The 17,771-nt window shown below is 68.8% G+C and carries 13 protein-coding genes; 10 read left to right on the top strand and 3 right to left on the bottom strand.

The genetic code is table 11. The annotated features are described in order from the left end of the window. Positions 1–24: 24 nt before the first annotated feature. The 3 genes from C3B61_RS20190 to C3B61_RS18160 all read left to right on the top strand — a co-directional run bounded on the left by C3B61_RS20190 (position 25) and on the right by C3B61_RS18160 (position 5,323). Positions 25–2,319, top strand: coding sequence for an acyltransferase family protein (locus C3B61_RS20190; RefSeq protein ID WP_279628332.1), 2,295 nt, complete (start codon positions 25–27; stop codon positions 2,317–2,319). Between the two features lie 207 nt (positions 2,320–2,526). Then, entirely contained in the window at positions 2,527–4,296 is a 1,770-nt protein-coding gene (locus C3B61_RS18155; RefSeq protein WP_103461899.1) for an ABC transporter ATP-binding protein, read from the top strand. A gap of 43 nt (positions 4,297–4,339) precedes the next feature. Beyond that, positions 4,340–5,323 carry an acetylxylan esterase gene (locus tag C3B61_RS18160; RefSeq protein WP_103461900.1) on the top strand — a complete coding sequence of 328 codons (984 nt, stop codon included), beginning with the start codon at positions 4,340–4,342 and terminating at the stop codon, positions 5,321–5,323. 34 nt (positions 5,324–5,357) lie between these two features. Here the strand turns inward: C3B61_RS18160 and C3B61_RS18165 are convergent, their stop codons facing one another. After that, positions 5,358–6,365 (bottom strand): LacI family DNA-binding transcriptional regulator, encoded by a 1,008-nt coding sequence (locus tag C3B61_RS18165; protein ID WP_088455981.1) that lies wholly within the window; start codon positions 6,363–6,365, stop codon positions 5,358–5,360. 302 nt (positions 6,366–6,667) lie between these two features. Between C3B61_RS18165 and C3B61_RS18170 the strand changes: the two genes are divergently transcribed. The 6 genes from C3B61_RS18170 to C3B61_RS18195 all read left to right on the top strand — a co-directional run bounded on the left by C3B61_RS18170 (position 6,668) and on the right by C3B61_RS18195 (position 14,403). Beyond that, positions 6,668–7,960 (top strand): ABC transporter substrate-binding protein, encoded by a 1,293-nt coding sequence (locus C3B61_RS18170; RefSeq protein ID WP_103461901.1) that lies wholly within the window; start codon positions 6,668–6,670, stop codon positions 7,958–7,960. Between the two features lie 184 nt (positions 7,961–8,144). Beyond that, positions 8,145–9,044, top strand: coding sequence for a carbohydrate ABC transporter permease (locus C3B61_RS18175; RefSeq protein WP_240632488.1), 900 nt, complete (start codon positions 8,145–8,147; stop codon positions 9,042–9,044). Beyond that, a complete protein-coding gene (locus C3B61_RS18180) occupies positions 9,041–9,865 on the top strand; it encodes a carbohydrate ABC transporter permease (RefSeq protein ID WP_088455979.1) in 825 nt (274 codons plus the stop codon). The genes C3B61_RS18175 and C3B61_RS18180 overlap by 4 nt, the downstream gene beginning before the upstream one ends. A gap of 16 nt (positions 9,866–9,881) precedes the next feature. Then, a complete protein-coding gene (locus tag C3B61_RS18185; protein WP_103461902.1) occupies positions 9,882–12,392 on the top strand; it encodes a glycoside hydrolase family 2 protein in 2,511 nt (836 codons plus the stop codon). After that, positions 12,389–13,477 carry a glycoside hydrolase family 113 gene (locus C3B61_RS18190; RefSeq protein ID WP_425266429.1) on the top strand — a complete coding sequence of 363 codons (1,089 nt, stop codon included), beginning with the start codon at positions 12,389–12,391 and terminating at the stop codon, positions 13,475–13,477. Before C3B61_RS18185 ends, C3B61_RS18190 begins: the two co-directional genes overlap by 4 nt. Then, positions 13,474–14,403 carry a BadF/BadG/BcrA/BcrD ATPase family protein gene (locus C3B61_RS18195; RefSeq protein ID WP_103461903.1) on the top strand — a complete coding sequence of 310 codons (930 nt, stop codon included), beginning with the start codon at positions 13,474–13,476 and terminating at the stop codon, positions 14,401–14,403. Before C3B61_RS18190 ends, C3B61_RS18195 begins: the two co-directional genes overlap by 4 nt. A gap of 26 nt (positions 14,404–14,429) precedes the next feature. Here C3B61_RS18195 and sufU read toward each other — a convergent pair whose 3' ends face one another. Both sufU and C3B61_RS18205 read right to left on the bottom strand, forming a co-directional pair. Beyond that, positions 14,430–14,927 (bottom strand): Fe-S cluster assembly sulfur transfer protein SufU, encoded by a 498-nt coding sequence (gene sufU, locus C3B61_RS18200; protein ID WP_103461904.1) that lies wholly within the window; start codon positions 14,925–14,927, stop codon positions 14,430–14,432. Beyond that, the gene (locus tag C3B61_RS18205; protein WP_103461905.1) at positions 14,924–16,285 is read right to left on the bottom strand and encodes an aminotransferase class V-fold PLP-dependent enzyme; all 1,362 of its coding nucleotides are present in this window, start codon (positions 16,283–16,285) and stop codon (positions 14,924–14,926) included. Before C3B61_RS18205 ends, sufU begins: the two co-directional genes overlap by 4 nt. A gap of 120 nt (positions 16,286–16,405) precedes the next feature. Between C3B61_RS18205 and C3B61_RS18210 the strand changes: the two genes are divergently transcribed. After that, positions 16,406–17,626: a ThiF family adenylyltransferase gene (locus C3B61_RS18210; protein ID WP_103461906.1), complete on the top strand. Its 1,221-nt coding sequence runs from the start codon at positions 16,406–16,408 to the stop codon at positions 17,624–17,626. The last annotated feature ends 145 nt before the right edge of the window (positions 17,627–17,771 follow it).

Here is a 17,771-nt window from a genome sequence, read left to right on the forward strand (position 1 = left end):
AACGGTTCAATAGCTGGGGGACGCGTGCACACTGGGATCGGGGCAACACCGCCCGGCGCATCAGCGACCCCGCCGTCCCAACGAACGCCGTCCCGACCGACGCCGTCCCGCCCGGGCGCCTCCCGCCCCAATGCCACCCGCACCGTCACGATCCGCACGACAGCGCCGGCCGAGGCCCCGCAGCCCCGCCCGAGGCCACCGGCCCGGCCGCCGACCAGGCCCCCAGCCGCGCCGCCGTCCACCCGCCGGCGGGACATCCAGGGGCTCCGAGCCCTCGCGGTCATCGCCGTCATCTTCGACCACGTGCTCCACTGGCCCGCCGGCGGATTTGTCGGTGTCGACATCTTCTTCGTCATCTCGGGTTTTCTCATCACGGGCATCCTGCTGCGCGAACACGAGCGCACCGGGCGTATCTCGCTCCGGTCCTTCTACGGCAGTCGGCTCCGCCGCCTCCTTCCGTCCGCGGCCGTGGTGCTCGTCGCCACCGGCGCGATCGGCTCCGTCCTGTTCAACCAGACCCGGGCGATGTCCACCCTGTGGGACGCCGGCGCGTCGTTCCTCTTCGTCGCCAACTGGCGGTTCGCTGCCCTCGGCACCGACTACTTCAGTACCCTCGCGCCGGCCTCGGCGGTGCAGCACTACTGGTCGCTCTCGGTGGAGGAACAGTTCTACCTCGTCTGGCCGTGGCTGATGGTTTTGGTGCTGTTCGTATTGGCCCGGGGATCCCGCACGCCAGGTCGCGGCCGGCGCGCCGTCGGCATCCTCGCGGCCGTCGTCATCGCGGCATCCTTCGCCTACGCCGTCTGGGACAGCGCAACGAATCCGACAATTGCCTACTTCTCGACGTTCTCCAGGGCCTGGGAGCTCGGCATCGGCGCGATCCTGGCCGTCGCCGCACCGCTGGCCGCACGGATGCCCGTCGCCTGGCGAGTCGTCCTCGGCTGGGCCGGCCTGGCCGGCATCGTCGCATCGTTCGTCGTGGTCACCGGGGACATCGCCTTCCCCGGCCCTGGTGCCGCCCTCCCCGTGCTGGCGACGGCGCTCGTGCTCGCAGCCGGTATCGGCGGCCCGCAGCGCACCCTGGTCCCGCTCACCAACCCGGTCAGCGTGTACCTCGGCAACATCTCCTACTCGCTGTACCTCTGGCACTTCCCGGTCTTCGTCTTCCTCAGCATGCTGCTTCCCGCCCAGAGCCTGCAGAGCACCCTGGTCATTCTCGGCACGATCCTCGCCGTCTCGGTGACGTCGTACTACCTTGTTGAACAGCCGTTCCACCGCTCCCCCTGGCTGCGCGGCCGCCGCCCGGCCGGTGAGCGCCGCGACGCCTGGCACAGCTGGCGAGAGGCCTTCGGCAGCCAGTTCATCCTGTCGTCGATGGGCGTCCTCGTCATCGTGATCGTCGTCGCTGTGTCATTCCAGCCCGCCGGCGGGCGGGCGACGACCGAGGCGCCCTCGGTCGCAGGCACCGACTCCGCCGTGAACCCCGAGGTGGCGTTGCAGGCCGAGCTGGCCGCCGCCGTGGCCGCGACCGCCTGGCCGGACAACCTGTCCCCCTCCCGAGACGACGCCATGGCACGGACCTCGAACGACAACCCCGCACGCGACTGCTTCGACATCGGCGACACCCCCGACTTCGGCCGCTGCACCTGGGGTGCCGACAGCGCCCCCAACCACATGTACCTCGTCGGCGACTCCGAAGCACTCTCCTACGCCCCCGCGTTCAAGGCCATCGCCGAAGCCAGCGACGGACAGTGGAAGATCACCACGATCGGGCTCTACGGCTGCCGGTTCACTGAGGTGCTGGTCGCCAACGAGGGTGCCGGGGTGATGGACGCCTGCCCGCAACGCAAACTCGACATCAGCGACCGGATCGTCGCGGACGCCCCGCAGCTGGTGGTGGTGGCCAACGCCTTCGCCGAGGGGCAGGACGCCAACCGGTCACCGCTGTCGGTCGAGAGCCTGGTCGCATCGACCCTCGCCGAAACGGCCGGCTACAACGCCGCCGGGAAGATCGTCTACCTCGCGCCCCCACCGCTCGGGGCAGATCTCGGCCGGTGCTACTCGGCGGTGTCCAGTCCCCAGGACTGCAACGTCGGGGTCGGATCGGTCTGGCAGCAGTTCGCCGCAGCGCTGTCGGCCCCGTCTGCGACCGGTGACCACTTTGTCAGTTCGCTGCCTTTCAGCTGCTCGGCGGGCATCTGCCCGGCTTTCGCCGGAACCCTCCCGACCAAGTACGACACCGTGCACCTGACCCCCGCGTACGCGGTACACGTGGCCCCGGCCATCCGCGACGCCCTCACCGCCCTGGGCGTCATCTGACCCGGCGTGCCGCAATCCGGTCGTGTGGCCGCGCTCTCAACGCCGGTATAGTCGGTGCTGGCACCAGCGTTGGTGCCGGCGACCTCACCCCGCGACAGCCGTGGGCTCCGACAGCTCCCGGCTGAGGACGCACCTCCAGCCCCTCGACCAGTGTCGAGGTTGCCGCCGCGCCATCAAGCGCCGCGGATGAGCTCCAAAAGGTCTTCCATGGGTGATAATTCCGCACTGCGATCGATCGAACGGTCCTTCGTCGCCTCCTCCCCGGTCCGCTCGCTGTTGCGCCTGTTGATCCCCCACCGCGGCCGACTCTCCCTGGCCACCGCTGCATTTCTCATCAAGGACAGCCCGGCCTGGCTGCTGCCGCCGATCACCGCGGCCGTCATCGACATCGTCGTGGACCGCGGTCCCCTGCCGCAGCTGTGGCTCTGGGCAGCCTGCGCCCTGGCACTGCTGAGCCTGAATTACCCGTTCCACATGATCTTCGTGCGGCTGTCCAGCCGGGCGATCCGGTCGATGGCCGTGGATGTGCGCAACGCCCTCGCCGAGCGCCTCCAACGGCTGTCGATCGGCTTCCACAACCGGCAGAGCGCCTCGATCGTGCACACCAAGGTGGTGCGGGATGTCGAGAGCATCGAGATGATGATGCAGCAGGCCCTGCCCACCTTCCTCTCCGCCCTGTTCACCCTTACCGGCGCGGTGGTGCTGACCGCCCTCACCGTGCCCGCCTTCGTCGGAGTCTTCGCCGTCACCGTGCCCCTGGCCGTGCTGCTCATCGGCTACATCCGATCGCGCGCCGCCGACCGCAACGAGAACTTCCGGCACGAGGTGGAACGATTCTCGGCCGGTGTGGGCGAGATGGCGGCGCTGATCCCCATCACCCGCGGGCACGGCCTCGAACGCGTCGCCACCCGTCGTGTCGCCGGCCAGGCCGAGAACGTGCGCGTGGCCGGGCAGGCACTGGACACCCTCAACGGCCGGTTCGGGGCGCTCTCCTGGTTGTCGTACCAGGCGCTCGGCGTGATCTGCCTGATCGGCGCATCCGCGGCATCGATCACCCGGGTCATCGCCATCAGCCCGGGCGAGGTTGTGCTGCTCAGCACCTACTTCACGGTGCTCACGGGCGGCATCGTGGCCCTGCTCAATGTGACGCCGATCTTCACCCGGGGCATCGACTCCATTCGGTCGATCGCCGAGGTGATGGAGGAGCCCGACGTGGAGGTGAACGAGGGCAAGCAGCTCGTGACCGCGGTTGCCGGCCGGATCGACCTTGAGGGCGTGGGCTTCAGCTACGAGGATGACCGGCCCGCCCTGCGGGACATCTCCCTGTCGATCCGGGCCGGCGAGACCATCGCGCTGGTCGGCCCGTCCGGGTCGGGCAAGTCGACCCTGCTCAACCTGGTCCTCGGCTTCGTGCGGCCCAGCACCGGGCGGCTGCTGCTGGACGGCGTCGACGCCGCCACCCTCGACCTGCGCAGCGCCCGGTTCTTCGTCTCCGTCGTGCCGCAGGAATCGGTGCTGTTCGAGGGCACCATCCGCGACAACGTCGCCTACGGCCTGACCGGCGTCAGCGACGAAGCCGTGCTGGCCGCCCTGGCCGGCGCCAACGCGCTGGACATCCTCGCCGGCCAGGGCGCTGGCCTGGACTCCGTGGTCGGCGACCGGGGCGCCCGGCTCTCCGGCGGCCAGCGCCAGCGCCTCGCCATCGCCAGGGCCCTGGTACGTGACCCGCGCATCCTCGTGCTCGACGAACCCACCAGCGCCCTCGACTCCGTGTCCGAGGAGAAGGTCAAGGATGCCCTCAGCACCCTCTTCCGCGATCGCACGACGATCATCGCGGCGCACCGGCTGTCCACCATCCGTGAGGCCGACCGGATCGTCTACATCGAGGCCGGCCGCATCGTCGAACTCGGCAGCCACGACGAACTGATGGCGCTCGGCGGCCGGTACTCGGCCATCGTCCTGCACCAGAACTCCTGACAGAACCCAGCCACCCGCATTCGCCCCTCCAGAAAGGCAACCAGTGCCCCGCTTAGACATGCCCCTGCCCGAGCTCACGCAGTACCGCCCCGCGGTCTCCGAACCGGCCGACTTCGACGCGTTCTGGCAGCGCACCCTGGCCGAGTCCCGGCTGCACCCGGACGAGCCCCGGCTCACCAGGGTCGACTCGCCGCTGAGCGAGGTGGAGGTCTACGACGTCACCTTCAACGGCTTCGCCGGTGACCCCGTCAAGGCGTGGTTCATGCTCCCCGTCGACAGGGCCGGGTTCCTGCCGGCCCGGTTGCCCGCGGTGGTCGAGTACAACGGTTACGGCGGCGGCCGGGGCTTCCCGCACGAGCACCTCGGCTGGGTGGCCAGCGGCTACGCCTACCTGTTCATGGACACCCGCGGGCAGGGCAGCGGCTGGGGCTCCGGTGGCGACACCGCCGACCCGCACGGCAGCGGACCGGCCGGCTCCGGCTTCATGACCCGCGGCATCCAGTCACCCGACGACTACTACTACCGGCGGGTGTTCACCGATGCCGTGCGCGCGATCGATGCCGTGCGCACGCTCGACAGGGTCGACCCGGAGCGGGTGACGGTGTGCGGCGGCAGCCAGGGCGGTGGCATCGCCATCGCGGCCGCGGCCCTCTCCACCGGCCTGGTTGCGGCGATGCCGGAGGTGCCCTTCCTCTGCCACTTCGAGCGCGCCGTCGGAATGACCGGCAACGACCCGTACCAGGAGGTCGTGCGCTATCTCGCGGTGCACCGGGACGAGGTCGAGCAGACCTTCGCGACGCTCTCGTACTTCGACGGGGTCAACTTCGCCAAGCGGGCCACCGCTCCCGCGCTGTTCTCGGTGGGGTTGCTCGACCCCGTCTGCCCGCCGTCCACGGTTTTCGCCGCGCACAACCACTGGGCAGCGGATGCCGACATCGAGGTGTACCCGTTCAACGAGCACGAGGGCGGCCAGGGCCACCACTTCGTGCGCCAGGCCGCCTGGCTCGCCCGCCAGCTGGCCGGGTAGCCGCCCGCCGGTGCCAACTGGCCCGCCGGCCGGCTCAGCGCGGCGGCGGGATCTCACCGGAGCCGCGGTGGATCAGCCGGGTGGGGATCTCGACCTGTTTGGTGAACGAGTCGGGGTCGGCCAGGTGCTCGAGGGCAAGTCGAGCGGCGGTGCGGCCGAGTTCCATCGGGTCGTAGGCCACGACGGAGATGTCCAGGGCGTCCGCCAGCTCGAAATCGTCGAAGCCGATGAACGCCACCGGCGGCTCGAGATTGCGCAGCACCCGCACGGCGCCCGCGCTGCCGCGGTTGTTGCCGGCCACGATCGCCGTCGGCGGGTCCGGCAGGTCGAGCAGGCTCTGCACGGCGAGTTCCGGAGAGATGTCGGGGTCGTCGTCGAGGCGCTCCCACTGCGCGGTCTCGGTGACGCCCACCTCGCGCAGCGCCTCGCGGTACCCGGCCAGGCGTTCCCGCTGGGTGTACATCGCGGACGGGTTGGAGATGAAACCGATCCTGCGGTGGCCGATGGCCGTGAGCGAGCGCACCGCGTCCGCCATACCTTGGCGGTTCTGCAACACCACGGAGTCGGCGACGAGGTTGCGGGCCGGCCGGTCGACGCTCACCACCGGGGTGCCAAGCTGGCGTTCGCCCTCGAGGTAGGACTGGTCGTCGGCGATGGGGATCAGCAGCAGCGCCCGCACCCGTTGCGAGATCAGGGCGTCCACGACGCGTTCCTCGCTGTCCGGTGAGTCATCCGTCGTGGCGAGCACCATGGTGAGACCGCGAAGCGCCAGTTCGCGTTCGATACCGGCCGCGACGTGGAAGTAGAACGGGTTCTTCAGGTCGCCGATCACGAACGCGACGGTGTTGGTGACTCCCCCGCGGCGCAGGTTGCGGGCCAGGTTGTTGGGCCGGAAGCGCAACCGCTTGGCGGCCTTGAGAACCCGCTCCCGCGTGTCCGACGAGACGTTGCCGGCACCGGCGAAGACCCGCGACACCGTCTTGGAGCTCACTCCCGCGAGCATCGCCACGTCGGCCAGTGTCGCGCGCGATTGTGTCGTCATGAGATCTCCTTCGATCCGCGAGCAGTCCAAACCGGCCAAATCATCGCCATGTCAACGTAAGACATTTTGCAGACATTGGCAAGAGTTTTTTGATCGAGAAACCCGTGAGTTCCCCGCTATCCCAACGATCTGCGGCACCCAAGTGTGAATAGGACAACTTCGGACAGCGCTGACATTTTTGTTTGACGGCCCGCCAAAACCGGGCCTAGCATGAGGCCCAACAGCAACACCAGAGATCCACGGGCGGGAAGTCGCGGTCGTGTCTCAACGGGTCAATGGTGATACCGATTAGGAGAAAACCGATGGCAAAGAAGCTCATCATGGGGGTAGCCGCTCTGGCGGCCACCGCACTACTAGCAGGATGCTCCGGGTCGGCCCCGGCAGACGAGGGCGAGATCACCGGGGAGATCACCGTGATCACCCAGCGCACCGACATCGTCGACACCGTCTTCAAGGACTACGCCGCCCAGTTCGAAAAGGCCTACCCCGGCACCTCCGTCAAGTTCGAGGCCATCAAGGACTACGAAACCGACATCTCCACCCGGTTGTCCTCGGGCAGCTACGGTGACGTGCTCCTCATTCCCAGCACCGTCACCAAGGTGCAGCTGGCACAGTTCTTCGAGCCGTTGGGTTCCCTGGAGGAGATGAGCGAGACCTACCGCTTCGTCGCCGAGAAAGCCTACGACGACCTCGCCTACGGAGTCGCCATCACCGGAAACGCTCAGGGCATCGTCTACAACAAGAATGTCTGGGCCGACGCCGGCGTCACCGAGATGCCGACCACCCCCGATGAGTTCCTCGCCGACCTCCAGCTCATCAAGGACAACACCGACGCGGTGCCGTACTACACGAACTACGGCGACGGCTGGCCGCTGAGCCAGTGGGACGGCAACCGGGCCGCGACCGGCGACAAGGACGCGTCAATCACCCTCGTCGAGTCCGACGCCCCGTGGGCGACCGGCGAGTACCACGAGATCGCCGACGGGCTGCTCTACGACATCGTCGCGCAGGGCCTGAGTGAAGAAGACCCCACCACCACGGACTGGGAATCGTCCAAGGGCGGGCTCGGCAGCGGCGAGATCGGCTCCATGGTCCTGGGCTCCTGGGCCATCACCCAGATGCAGGATGCCGCGGTGACCGCCGGCGGATCGGCCGAGGACATCGGCTACATGGCCTTCCCCAGTGCCGTCGACGGACAGTCGTACTCCACGATCGGTGGCGACTACCAGAACGCCATCAGCATCAACTCGAAGAACAAGGCCACGGCCCGCGCCTGGATCGACTGGTTCGCCCAGGAGTCCGGCTACGCCACAGACCAGGGCGGGCTCTCCCCCGTCGTCGACGGCCCCGCCCCGGACGCCCTCGCTGACTTCACCGCCAGCGGCGTCGAATTCCTCGAGCTCACGCCGGTGCCGGCCGACCAGGCCACCCTGGAGAACGACATCACCAGCGAGTCCGAGATCGACCTGACCGGCCCGCTCTACCGCCAGAAGATCGTCGACACCGCCCGCGGTGCCGCCGACGGCGACAAGGCGTCGCTCTTCGCCGACCTGAACGCTGCCTGGGCCAAGGCCAAGGCATCCGTCGAGGGCTAGGCCCCGTCCCCACCCGCACCACCAGGGGAAGTCCGCAGTAACAGCCGGCCGGCCGGGCATTCAACGGCCGGCCGCGCTCTGCCCAGACCGACACTGCCCCAGGCAAAAGAAAGGACGCTCGGTGTCTCAACAACTGGCCCCAGCGAAAGCGCCGGACCTGTTCAGCCGGTTCTCGCACCGCTTCATCCGCACCACCATCAGCGCAACCGGCAAACGCAAAGACTCCATCGTCATGCCGTGGCTGTTCCTGGCCATCCCGCTGGCCCTGCTGATCACGTTCACCTATATCCCGGTGGGCAACATGATCTGGTACAGCTTCACCTCCTGGGACGGCCTGGACAAGACCAAAGACGTCGTCGGGCTGAACAACTTCGTCAAGATCTTCACCGATCCCAAGTACTGGCAGGTCTTCGTGGTCAGCCTGTACTACTTCGGGGCGTCGTTCCTGCAGATGGCCCTGGCGCTCTACTTCGCCACGATCCTCAGCTTCAAGACCCGGTTCCGCAACCTGTTCAAGGGCATCCTGTTCTTTCCCTACCTGATCAACGCCGTCGCCATCGCGTTCATCTTCCTGTTCTTCTTCCGCCCGGGCGGCACCCTCGACGCCGTGCTCGGCTTCGTCGGCCTCGGCGAGCTCTCCACCCAGTGGCTCGGTAACCCGGATGTGGTCAACTACTCCCTCGCCGGCGTCGCCATCTGGCGCTACATCGGCCTCAACTTCGTGCTCTTCCTCGGCGCGATCCAGTCGATCCCCGGCGAACTCTACGAGGCGGCCGACCTGGACGGCGCGAACAAGTGGCAGCAGTTCCGCTACATCATCGCCCCGGGCATCCAGCGCATCATCAGCCTGTCCTTCATCCTGGCTATCGCCGGCAGCCTCTCCGCGTTCGAACTGCCGTACATCATCACCGGCGGCACCAACGGCAGCATGACCTTCGTCATCCAGACCATCCAAACGGCCTTCGTGTACCGCAAGGTCGGACTGGCCTCGGCGATGGCGGTCATCCTGCTCATCATCGTGCTGCTCGTCACCTGGCTGCAGCGCAAGGTCGTCCCCGACGAGAAAGTGACGTTGGCCTCATGATCAGACATCTCGGCACCACGGGGAAGTACCTGTCCCTCGTTCTCGGTTCGCTCGTCGCGCTCGTGCCCATCATCGTGATCCTGTTCGCGTCGCTGAAGAGCAACACCGAATACGCCACCACCGGCCCCCTGGTGCCTCCGTCGAACTGGTTCAACTTCGCCAACTTCGCCACGGCCTTCGTCGACGGACGGATGATGCTCGGGTTCCTGAACACCTCGATCATCGCGGTGATCTCCGTCACCGGCACCATCCTGATCGGCACCATGGCCGCGTACGTGCTCGACAGATTCGAGTTCCGCTTCAAGAAGGTGGTCTTCGGGCTCTTCCTCGTGGCCACCCTGGTTCCGGCCGTCACCACCCAGGTGGCGACCTATCAGGTGGTGAACTTCTTCCACCTGGTCAACACCCACGGGGCGGCGATCATCCTGTTCATGGGTACAGACATCCTCTCGATCTACATCTTCATCCAGTTCATGCAGTCGATCCCCCGGTCGCTCGACGAAGCCGCCATGCTCGACGGCGCGAGCCGGTTCGGGGTGTACTGGCGCATCATCCTGCCGCTGCTCGGCCCCGCCATCGCCACGGTCGTCATCATCAAGGGCATCGCCATCTACAACGAGTTCTACATCCCGTACCTCTATATGCCCGCTCAGGACCTGGCCGTGATCAGCACCTCGCTCTTCAGGTTCCAGGGACCGTACGGCGCACAGTGGGAGATCATCGCGGCCGGCATCATGATCGTCATCGTGCCGACCCTGATCATCTTCCTGTTCCTGCAACGATTCATCTACAACGGCGTCACGTCCGGAGCCACCAAGTAATGTCTGGAAACCCGTAATGTCTGCACACACCATCCCCTCGTCCTCCCCTGCTCCCGTCACCCGGTTGCTCGACACCGACTGGAGTGTCACAGCTCTGGACGGACCGGTGCCGGCGAGCATCCGGCGCCTCACCGTGCCGGCCACCGTGCCCGGATCCGTGCACACCGACCTGCTGGCCGCCGAGCTGATTCCCGACCCGTACCTCGACGGCAACGAGCAGCTGCTCTCCTGGATCGGGCTGACGGACTGGCGCTACAGCACCACCTTCGCCTGGAACCCGGCCGGGGCCGAGAAGACCGACCTGGTCTTCGCCGGGCTCGACACCATCGCCGAGATCGAGCTGAACGGGGTGTCGCTGGGCAGTACCCGCAATATGCACCGCAGCTACAGCTTCGACGTGAGTGCCCGCCTCAAAGCCGGCCTCAACGAGCTCGTGGTGGTGTTTCGCTCCCCCATCAAGGCCGCGGATGCCGCGAGCCTGGACCTCGGCTACCGTCCGCACGTGAACCACCACCCCTACAACGCCATTCGCAAGATGGCCTGCAGCTTCGGCTGGGACTGGGGCATCGACACGTCCACCTCCGGGCTATGGAAGCCGGTGACCCTGGTCAGCTGGTCGACCGCCCGGCTGGCGAGTGTGCGCCCGATCGCCACGGTGTCTGACCCGACAGGGCCGACCAGCACCGGGCTGGTGGACGTCCACGTGGAGGTGGACCGCGCTACGGAGACCCCGGTCAGCGTCACGGCATCCGTCGCCGGCGTCAGCCGCACCGTGGAGCTGCCGGCCGGAGCGACCGGCGCCACCGTGAGCCTGAGCGTGCCCGACGTGGACCTGTGGTGGCCGCTCGGCTACGGTGAGCACCCGCTCTACGAGCTGGAGGTCACTCTGCGCGCGGCCGACACCGCGGTGGAACTGGACCGGTCGAGCACCCGGATCGGCTTCCGCACCGTCGAATTCGACACCACGCCCGACGAGAACGGTACCCCGTTCACCCTGGTCATCAACGGCCAACCGGTGTTCGTGCGGGGCGCCAACTGGATCCCCGACGACGCCTTCCCGCACCGGGTCACCAAAGCCCGCTATCTCGACCGGCTCACACAGGCCGAGTTCGCCAACATCAACCTGATCCGGGTGTGGGGCGGCGGCATTTTCGAGAGCGACGACTTCTACCACCTCTGCGACGAGCGCGGCATCCTCACCTGGCAGGACTTCCTGCTCGCCTGCGCCGCCTACGCCGAAGAGGCCCCGCTCGGCGACGAGATCGAGGCCGAGGCCCGGGAGAACGTCGCGAGGCTCGCCGCGCATCCGTCGCTCGTGGTGCTGAACGGCAACAACGAGAACCTCTGGGGCTTCGAGGAATGGAACTGGAAGCTGCGCCTGGACGGCAAGACCTGGGGCGGCGGCTTCTACTACGACGTGTTTCCCGCCCTGGTCGCCGAGCTGGCCCCGCACATCGGCTACACGCCCGGCAGTCCGTTCTCCCCGGTTGCCGGCACTGCCTCCAATGACCTGCACCCCAACGATCCCGAGCACGGCACCATGCACATCTGGGACCTCTGGAACCAGCGGGACTACCCCGCATACCGCGAGTACCAGCCGCGCTTCGTGGCCGAGTTCGGCTGGCAGGGCCCGCCCACCTGGTCGACCCTGACGGAATCGATCCACGATGAGCCGCTGACCCCGGAATCGCCGGGCATGCTCGTGCACCAGAAGGCCATGGAGGGCAACGTCAAGCTCACCGACGGGCTGCTGCCGCACCTGCCGCTGCCCAGAGAGACCGGCGACTGGCACTGGGCGATGTCACTGAACCAGGCCACCGCTATCAGCACCGCGATCGAGCACTTCCGCTCGCTCTCTCCACACTGCATGGGCAGCATAGTCTGGCAGCTCAACGACTGCTGGCCGGTCACCTCCTGGGCCGCCGTGGACGGCTACGGCCGGCCGAAGCCCCTGCTTTACGCGATCAAGCACGCCTACGCCGACAGGCTGGTCACCATCCAGCCCCGCGAGAGCGGCCTGGCCGTCATCGCGGTCAACGACTCCGCCGACACCTGGAGCGGCGAGCTCCTGGTGCGGCGGTACACAGACACGGGAGCCGTCCTGGCCGAGCACGCCGAGCGGGTCACCCTGCCGGCGCGGTCGAGCGTGACCGTGCCGCTGCCCGCATCCGTGTCCGCGGCAACGGATGCGGCAGCGGAGCTCCTCCGCGCCGAGCTGGCCGGGGTGCGTGGGCACTGGTTCTTCGCCGAAGCCCGAGACAGCACCCTGACACCGGCCAACCCCGAGGTGAGCGCCGTGCGCACCGCCGACGGCTACAGCGTGCGGGTCACCGTTCCGGTGCTGACCCGCGACCTGGTCTTGTTGGTCGACAAGGTCGACCCGGATGCCCTGGTCGACGACATGCTGGTCACCCTGCTGCCCGGCGAAAGCGTGGTCTTCACGGTCACCTCTCTGCTCGAGGTCGACCCGGCAGCTTTCACGGTGCCGGGTGTGCTGCGCAGCACCAATCAGCTGGTGCGGCGGTGAGGAACAAGACCGGGCCCGATGCGGCATCCGTTCTCACCGAACCGGTCTGCGGCATGACCTGGGGCTGGACGGGCGTTCGGGGAACCTGGGCGACCCCGGCGGCCGCCGACTCGATGCGGCTCATGGCCGGCCTCGGCGTGAACTGGACCGCCCTGGCCTACGCGGCGTTGCAGGACACCGCCCAGTCGGAGGAGATACCGTTCGGCGACGCGCCGACGGTAGCCGACGACGAGGTGCGCTGGGCCATCCGCGAGGCCAAAGCGCACGGGCTCAAGGTCTGCCTCAAGCCCGTGGTCAACTGCGCCGACGGCACTTGGCGCGCCTACATCGGCTTCTTCGACTGGGAGGTGCCCGGCGAACCCGGCTGGACCGCCTGGTTCCGGTCGTACACGGCGTTCATCCTGCACGCCGCCCGGCTCGCCGAGGAGGAGGGCGCAGAGATGCTCTGCATAGGCTGCGAGATGGTGCGCGCCGACGGCCAGGATGCGCGCTGGCGCACCCTGATCACCGCGGTGCGCGAGGTTTACAGCGGCCTGGTGACCTACAACTGCGACAAGTTCCAGGAGGACCACGTCTCCTGGTGGGACGCCGTCGACGTGATCACCTCCAGCGGCTACTACCCGATCGACACCTGGGACGAGCAGCTGGATCGCATCGAGCAGGTCGTGACGGCCACCGGCAAACCGTTCTTCTTCATGGAGGCCGGCTGCCCGAGCCGCACCGGCTCACCCGACAAGCCCAACGACTGGGCCCTGCCAGGGGTTCCCTCCGGCGCCGAGCAGCTGCGCTACTACGAGGACATGTTCGCGGCCACCGGTCGGCGAGAATGGATGCGCGGCTTCATGCTCTGGGACTGGCCGACGACCCTGTACGCGGCGGCCGATGCGGCGCAGAATGACGACTACTGCGTCTACGGCAAACCCGCCGCAGACTTCCTGGGCCGCCAGTACCGGGCCTGGCTGGCCGCACCGCCCAGTTCCGCACCGCCGAGTTCCGCACCGCCCGGTTCCGCACTGCTCAGTTCAACACCACCCGCACCCGTACGACCCGCACCCGTACCACCCGCAAGAACGGACCACCCATGAGTGTCGAATCCAGCTCCCTCACCATCGATGCCGGCCAAACCGGTATCCGGGCGCGCCTGCACACCGGGAACGGCGAGTGGGTTCCGTTCGAATTCGGCGGGATCCGCACCGACAGCGCCCTGATCCCCCAGCTCGGCGAGGTCGTCGCCTCCGTCGCGTCATCGACCCGGCAGCCGATCGTCACCGTCAGCGCCGGCATCTCCGGCTTCTCGAAGGCCGAAACCGACCCGCGCGAACTCCTTGCCGCCGGCGCGGCACTCGGGGTGCGCGAGGTCTTCCTCGCCCACGACTCCGTCACGAGCTACCTCGGCGCCCTCGGGGACGAGCTCGGCGTGGTCGTCGCCGCCGGCACCGGCGTGGTCACCCTCGCGGTGGGTGCGAACGATGTGGCCCGCATCGACGGTTGGGGCAACCTGATCGGCGACGCCGGCAGCGGCTACTGGCTCGGCCGCGCAGCCCTGGACGCCGTGATGCGCGCCTACGACGGCCGCGGCCCCGCAACCGCGCTGTCCGCCGTCATGCGCCGGGAGTTCCCCCACATCGAAATGGCCTACCTCGAGCTGCAGGCCGATCCGCTGCGGGTGAGCCGCATCGCCGCCTACTCCCGTCAGGTCACCGAACTGGCCGCAACGGATGCCGTCGCCGCCGCGATCTGCGCCGGAGCCGCCGCAGAGCTGGTGCTCTCGGCCGCCACCGGGCTCCGCCGGGTCGGCGAAGACACCAGCCCGTCCCCCGTGGTCTGCGGCATCGGCGGGGTGCTGCGCGCCCCCGAGATCGCCACCCGGTTCGAGCGGGGTCTGCGCGAGCTGTGGCCAGACGTCGACATCCGCCCCGCCATCGCCAACGCCCTCGACGGCGCCGAGTACCTGGCCCGGCTGGCCCCCACCAGCGCCCTGCGCGACCGCATCGCCAGCTCGATCGGCTAGCGCCGGCAGGCCGGATTGTCAGTCGGCTAGCCCAGCTGGAGCAGGGCGGCCTCGAAGGCCACCCAGGGCAGCATGGCGCACTTGACCCTGGCCGGGTACTTGGAGACGCCGGCGAACGCCGCGGCGTCTCCGAGCACCTCTTCGTCGGGTTCGATGGTGCCGCGGGAGCGCAGCATCTCCCGGAACAGGTCGAGCATGACCAGCGACTCGGCGACGCTGGTGCCGCGCACGGTGTCGTTGAGCACTGAGGCCGACGCCATCGAGATGGAGCAGCCGACGCCCCGCCAGGCGAAGCCGTCGATCCGGGCATCCGCCCCGGCGCCGGACAGGGCCACCCGCACGGTGATCTCATCGCCGCAGGTGGTGTTCACCTGGTGCGACTGGGCCTGGCGCAGACCGGCGGCGGCGGCGACCGCTGCCGCGTCCTCGTCGAGCTCCGACAGCTCGGCGACGGCGCCGTGCGCGGACTTCGCGTGGTCGAGGATGATCTGCTGGTACAGCTGCTGCATGGCGGACGAGGTCATCGGGGTACTCCGAAGAACGGGCCGACCTCGGCGAGCACGGCCAGGAACTGGTCGACCTCGTCGTCGGTCGTGTACAGGTAGGTGCTCGCGCGGGTCGACGCGGTGACGCCGAGTTTCTTGTGCAGCGGCTGGGCGCAGTGGTGCCCGACCCGCACGGCGATGCCGGCCTCGTCGAGGAACTGGCCGACGTCGTGCGCGTGCACGCCGGCGACATCCACCGCGGCCAGGCCGATGCGTTCGACCCCGAGGCCGGGGCCGAGCAGCCGCACGCCGGGGATGGCGGTGACGCCCTCGACGAGCCGGCGGCCGAGTTCGGCTTCGCGGGTGCGGATGCGGCCCATGCCCGTGTGGCTGAGGTAGTCGACCGCGGAGGCCAGCGCGATGGCCTGGGAGATGCGCTGGGTGCCGGCCTCGAACCGCTGCGGCGGGGTGAGGAACTCGGCGCCCTGCATGTCGACGGTGGTGATCATGGACCCGCCGGTGAGGAACGGCGGCATCGCGGCGAGCAGCTCGGCCTTGCCGTAGAGCACGCCGATGCCGGTGGGGCCGAGCATCTTGTGCCCGGAGAACACCGCGAAGTCCACGTCGAGCGCGGTGAGGTCCAGGGCCAGGTGCGGCGCCGACTGGCAGGCGTCCAGGAAGACCAGGGCGTCGACGGCGTGGGCCATGGCCACGAGCTCGTCGATGGGGTTGATGGTGCCCACCACGTTGGAGGCGTGGGTGACGGCCAGCAGCCGGGTGCGCGGGTTCAGGATCTCGGCGGCGGCGGCCATGTCGAGGGTGCCGTCCGGCAGAACCGGGATGAAACGGAGGGTGGCTCCGGTGCGAAGCGCCAGCTGCTGCCAGGGGATGAGGTTGGAGTGGTGCTCCATCTCGGTGACGACGATCTCGTCGGCGGACCCCAGCTTGAAGCGGGCGGCGGCGGGGCCGCCGAGGCCGAGGGACGCGTTGGAGAACGAGTACGAGACGAGGTTCACACCCTCGGTGGCGTTGGAGGTCCAGACGATCTCGTGTTCCCGGGCGCCGACGAACGCGGCGACCGTGGCGCGGGCGGCCTCGAACACCTCGGTGGCGGCGAAGGCCAGGGTGTGCGCGCCGCGGTGCACGGCGGCGTTCCGCTGCTCGTAGTACTCCTGCTCGGCCTCCATCACGCTGATCGGGTTCTGCGAGGTGGCACCGGAGTCGAGGTAGGCCAGCGGATGCCCGTTGACGAGCTGGTGCAGCACCGGGAAGTCATTGCGGATCCGCAGCACCTCATCGGAACTCAGAGTCTGGTCGGCCAGGCTCTCGTCAGGCAGGCTCTCGTGATGCGGAGCCTGGTCACGCGCGGGGGCAGAGGGTGGTGCGACGAACGTCATACTTCAGGGTACCGCCACCGGCCGGGCCCCGGCAGAGGATGACGGCAGGATACAAAACGCCGGCGCCGGCAGTCCTGGCGCGGTTCAGGCCTAGGCTGGAAGCCAGCAGAAAGGGCCGCCATGCCGCACGCTCCCCTGGTTTCGCCGGGACCGCCGCTCACCCCGGCCCAACGCCAACGCTACGCCCGGCAGCTCTCGCTCGAGCAGGTCGGCGATCTCGGTCAGCGCCGCCTCGCGGCCGCCAGGGTGCTGATGATCGGTGCCGGCGGGCTGGGCTCCCCGGTGCTCACCGCCCTGGCCGCCGCGGGCGTCGGCACTCTCGGCATCGTGGATTCCGACAGCGTGGAGGTCTCCAACCTGCACCGCCAGACCATCTACACGATGGCCGACCTGGCCCGGCCCAAGGCCGAGGCCGCCGCGGCCGCCCTGCGCGCGCACAACCCGCTGATCAAGGTCGTGGCGCACCAGACCCGCCTCACGGCCGCCAACGTGCTCGCCCTGATCGCCGACTACGACATCGTCATCGACGGCACCGACAACTTCGCCACCCGCCACCTCGCCCACGACGCCGCGGCGCTGCTGCACAAGCCGTACATCTGGGGCTCCGTGCTGCGCTTCGACGGCCTGGTCACGACGTTCTGGGTCGACGGGCCGGCCGGCGGCACCCGCCTGGAAGACCTCTTCCCGAGCACCCCGGGCCCCGACGAGGCCGAAACCTGCGCCATGGCCGGAGTGCTCGGCTCGGTGTGCGCCAGCGTCGGCGCCATGATGGCCACCGAAACGCTCAAACTCATCGTGGGCTTCGGCGAACCCTTGTTCGGCCGGCTGCTCGTGCACGACGGCCTCGACGCCTCCTGGCGGGAGCTGCCATACGGTGCGGCCACCGCGACAGGTGTGACCGGCCCCCTCGCGCCGGCCGCGGCCGCCGACCCGCCCCGCGACACCAGCCACAGCCAGGTGCACACCCACCCGATCCCGGTGCAGGCGCACCCCGGCGCACCGGCACCCGACGAGGTCACCTCGGCCGAGCTCGCCGGCCTGCTCGCCGACCGGCAGGCGGGGCTCGCCGACTTCGTGCTCGTGGACATCCGGGAGCCGTGGGAGCGCGACATCGTCGCCATCGACGGATCGGCGCTGGTGCCGATGGCGCAGCTGCTCACCGACGAGGCCCGCACGGTGATGGAACCCGACGACCGCGTCATCCTCTACTGCCACCACGGCGCCCGGTCCGAGTACGCCCGCGAGGTGCTCCGCGACAACGGCTGGTCGGCGGTCACCCACCTCGCGGGCGGCGTCGACGACTGGGTGCGGCAGATCGAACCGGACAAAGCGCGGTACTGATCTCGCCGCACGCTGAGACAGCAGTAGGAGAGCCGGCTGGCGTCCCGGTCGAGGTGGGCCGCACCGAGGGTGATGCCCGCGCTGGCGCCTGGCCCGTGGAAATCGCGGGGTGGTTGCCAGGTGGGCGCCCGGTTATGGTGTGCGC

Source organism: Cryobacterium zongtaii, assembly GCF_002909375.1.
Taxonomy (GTDB): domain Bacteria; phylum Actinomycetota; class Actinomycetes; order Actinomycetales; family Microbacteriaceae; genus Cryobacterium; species Cryobacterium zongtaii.